2 protein-coding genes and 1 pseudogene are annotated in these 4,123 nt (G+C 74.2%); all 3 read left to right on the top strand.

The features are described from left to right. Positions 1-1,155, top strand: a 1,155-nt coding sequence (locus KBX53_RS24630) for a circularly permuted type 2 ATP-grasp protein (protein WP_210861896.1), incomplete at its 5' end; no start/stop codon positions are given. Between the two features lie 83 nt (positions 1,156-1,238). Further along, positions 1,239-3,017, top strand: coding sequence for an N-acetylglutaminylglutamine amidotransferase (locus KBX53_RS24625; protein WP_210861894.1), 1,779 nt, complete (start codon positions 1,239-1,241; stop codon positions 3,015-3,017). Then, positions 3,018-4,123: pseudogene (locus tag KBX53_RS24620) on the top strand (PD40 domain-containing protein); the annotation flags it as partial.

Genomic DNA, 4,123 nt, shown 5'->3' with positions numbered 1-4,123 from the left:
GCGTTCCTGCGCGACGTCTACGCCGACCGGGCCGTGGTGGCCGACGGCGTGGTGCCGGCGTGGGTGGTGGAGTCGTCACCCGGGCTGCGCCCGACCGGGGCGCTGATGGGCCGGCGGGGCACCCGCGCCCAGGTGTCCGGCACCGACCTGGTCCGCGACCCGGACGGCGGCTGGTACGTGCTGGAGGACAACCTGCGGGTGCCCTCCGGGCTCGGCTACGCGGTGCAGAACCGTCGGTTGACCCGGGCGGTGCTGCCGGAGTTGCCGGTGCCGGAGGACCTGCTGCCCGCCGACGAGACGCCGGCGATGCTGTACCGGGCGTTGGTCGCCGCCGCGCCGGCCGCGGCCGACGACCCCGCCGTGGTGGTGCTCAGCAGCGGCCCGGGTGATCCGGCCTGGTTCGAGCACCGGCTGCTCGCCGACGAGATGGGGGTTCCGCTGACCGAGACCAGCGACCTGCTGGTGGAGGAGGGCCGGGTCCGGCTGGTCCGCGAGGGCTGCCGCCGCGAGGTCGACGTGATCTACCTGCGGATGGACGAGGAGGCGCTGCTGCACGCGCCGGGCGCGGACGGGGTGCCGTTGGGGTGGCCGCTGCTCGCCGCGGTGCACGCCGGGCGGCTCACGCTGGCCAACGCGCTGGGCAACGGCGTCGCCGACGACAAGGCGTTGTACGCCTACGTTCCCCGGCTGATCGAGTACTACCTGGGCGAGAAGCCGCTGCTGGGAGACGTGCCCACGTACCTGTGCGGACTGCCCGAGCAGCGGGCCGAGGTGCTGGGCCGACTCGACCAGCTGGTGCTCAAGCCGGTCGACGGGTACGGCGGTGACCGGGTGGTGATCGGCCCCCGGGCCGAGGCGGAGGAGTTGGACGCGGTCCGGGAGCAGATCCTCGCGGCCCCGCACCGGTGGATCGCCCAGGAGGTGGTCGCGCTGACCACCCACCCGGTCTTCGACGGCGCGGCGCTGGCTCCCCGCCACGTCGACCTGCGGGCGTTCGTGTTCCTCGGTGACACCGCCGAGGTGGCGCCGGTGGCGCTGACCCGGGTGGCGCCGGCCGGCAGCATGATCGTCAACTCGTCGCGGGGTGGCGGGTCGAAGGACACCTGGCTGCTCGGTGGAGCCGACGAACCGCCGGTGTACACCACGCTTGACTGACCCGTCATCGGGACGCAACCCGGCCCGCCAAGCCTGGACCGGTCAGCGGCCCAGCGGACCCAGCCGATGAGAGGTGCGTGCGAATGTGCGGTATCGGCGGCGAACTCCGCCTCGACGGGTCACCACCGGACCTGGCGGCCGTCGAGCGGATGCTCCCCGCGCTGGCCTCCCGGGGACCGGACGGCGAGGGGCGGTGGCAGCACGGACCGGTGGCCCTGGTGCATCGCCGGCTGCGCATCATCGACCTGTCCGACGCGGGGGCGCAGCCGATGGTCGACCCGGAGCTGGGTCTGGCGACCGTCTTCAACGGCTGCATCTACAACTACCGGGAGTTGCGCGACGAGCTGACCGCCGCCGGTTACGCCTTCCGGTCCACCTCGGACACCGAGGTGATCCTCAAGGCGTACCACAGGTGGGGGACCGCCTGCGTCGAACGGTTCTACGGGATGTTCGCGTTCGCCCTGGTCGAGCTGGCCACGCACACGGTGGTGCTGGCCCGGGACCGGCTCGGCATCAAGCCGCTCTACCTGGCCGAGGGGCCGGGCCGGGTGCGCTTCGCCTCGACGCTGCCGGCGTTGCTCGCCGCCGGTGACGTCGACACCGACCTCGACCCGGTGGCGCTGCACCACTACATGAGCTTCCACTCGGTGGTGCCGCCGCCCCGCACGATCCTCACCGGGGTCCGCAAGCTGCCGCCGGCCACCGTGCGGGTGATCACCGCGGACGGTCGGAGCACCGACACCACCTACTGGCGGCCGGAGTTCAACCGGGCCGCCGCCCCCGCCATGTCCGCCGACGAGTGGCAGGAGCGGCTCATGGCCGCGCTGCGCACCGCCGTACGTCGGCGGATGGTCGCCGACGTGCCGGTCGGCGTGCTGCTCTCCGGCGGTCTCGACTCCAGCCTGATCGTCGCCCTGCTGGCCGAGCAGGGCCAGAGCGGCCTGGCCACCTTCAGCATCGGCTTCGAGGCGGCGGCGGGGGAGAGCGGCGACGAGTTCCACTACTCCGACCTGGTGGCCCGCCACTTCGACACCGACCACCAGCAGATCCGCATCGGCGCGCAGCGCTTCGTCCCCGCCGTGCACCAGGCCATCGCGGCGATGAGCGAGCCGATGGTCAGCCACGACTGCGTGGCGTTCCACCTGCTCTCCGAGGAGGTCTCGCAGCGGATCACCGTGGTGCAGTCCGGGCAGGGCGCGGACGAGATCCTGGCCGGCTACGACTGGTACCCGCCGATGGCCAACGTGGCCCGTGCGGACGCCGTCGAGGCGTACGCCCGGGTGTTCTTCGATCGTCGCCACGACGCGCTCGGCGGGCACCTGGCGCCCGAGTGGATGCTCGACCACGACGCCAGCCTGGAGTTCGTCGCCGCGCACTTCGGCGCGCCCGGCGCGGACACCGCGCTGGACGCGGCGCTGCGGTTGGACAGCCTGGTGATGCTGGTCGACGACCCGGTGAAACGGGTCGACAACATGACGATGGCGTGGGGGTTGGAGGCCCGGGTGCCGTTCCTCGACCACGAGGTGGTCGAGCTGGCCGCCGCCTGCCCACCGGCGATGAAGCTCGCGCAGGGCGGCAAGGGTGTGCTGAAGGCGGCGAGCCGGGGCATCGTCCCGGACGAGGTGATCGACCGGCCCAAGGGTTACTTCCCGGTGCCCGCCATCCGGCACCTCGCCGGCCCGCTGCTCGACGACGTGCGGGACGCGCTGACCGCCCGACCGGCGCGCGAGCGGGGCCTGTTCCGCAAGGACTACCTGGAGGAGTTGCTGGACGCGCCGAACGCCCGGCGGACCACGCTGGGCTCCAACGCGCTCTGGCAGCTCGGGCTGCTGGAGCTCTGGTTGCAGCGGATCGGGGTTTAGATGAGCGTACGGACCGAGGCGCCACGCACCGCCCGGCGGGCCCGACCCGCGATCCCCCGTCCGGTGTCGCCGCCGGTGGGTGCGGACTTCGCCCCCGCGCCGTCGCCGGACGGTCGCCGGGTGGCGTTCCTCTCCGACCGGGCGGGTACGCCCGGCGTCTGGGTCTGCGAGGTGGACGCGGGCACGCCCGTCGCGCTGCCCGTCGGCGACGAGCCGGTGCTCGCGCTGAGCTGGTCCCCGGACGGGCAGTGGCTGGCCTGCGGCGCGCTGATGGCGGTAACCGAGACCGACGCGCACGGGCGGGCCCTGCTGGTCGACGCGGCCACCGGACACCGGCGGGTGCTCGCCGAGGGTGAGCTGCTCACCCTCCTGGACGTCACGGCGGACGGCGGGGCGGCCCTGCTGCGTCGCGGCCCGCGCAACGCCCGCTGGCTGGAGCTGCTCGACGTGGCCACCGGGGTTCGCCGGCGGCTGCTGCCCGACAGCGGACGGGGCAGCACCGACCAGGGGTGGTTCGGCCCGGACGGCACGAGCGTGCTGGCCCGCACCGACGCGTACTCGGAACTGGCCGCGCTGGTGCGGGTCGACCTGACCCGACCGGAGCAACCGCCGACCCGGCTCGCCGGTCGGCCGGACGCCGAGCTGGAACACGTCACGCCGAGCGCGGACGGGCAGCGCGGCGCGCTGTTGTGGAACACCTACGGCGGGCGCAGCGAGCTGAGCCTGCTCGACTTCACCAGCGGGGTGCAGCGGGCCGTCGCCGCCCCCGGCGAGGTGCTCGGCGACGCCGTCTTCGCCGCCGACGGCGGCCTGCTCTGCCTCACCGCGCAGGGGCCGGTGCGGCCCCGCGAGGTGTGGCTGGTCGACCCGTCGACCGGGGCGTCGCGCCCGCTGCGGTCGGACACCGCCGCGCGTACGGACGACGCCGGTGTCGCGCCGTACCTTGTCGACCTGCGGGCCCGCGACGGGTTGCCGCTCTCCGGCTGGCTCTACCGCCCGGCCGGGCCAGGTCCCTGGCCCACCGCGATCAGCCTGCACGGTGGCCCGGAGGCGCAGGAGCGTCCCGGTTACCACCCGCTGTTGCAGGCCCTGGTGGCGCAGGGCGT

Source organism: Micromonospora sp. M51 (assembly GCF_018070305.1).
GTDB lineage: Bacteria > Actinomycetota > Actinomycetes > Mycobacteriales > Micromonosporaceae > Micromonospora > Micromonospora parva.
Note: the sequence above shows the minus strand (reverse complement) of the source record. Positions and strands in the feature narration are given on the sequence as shown.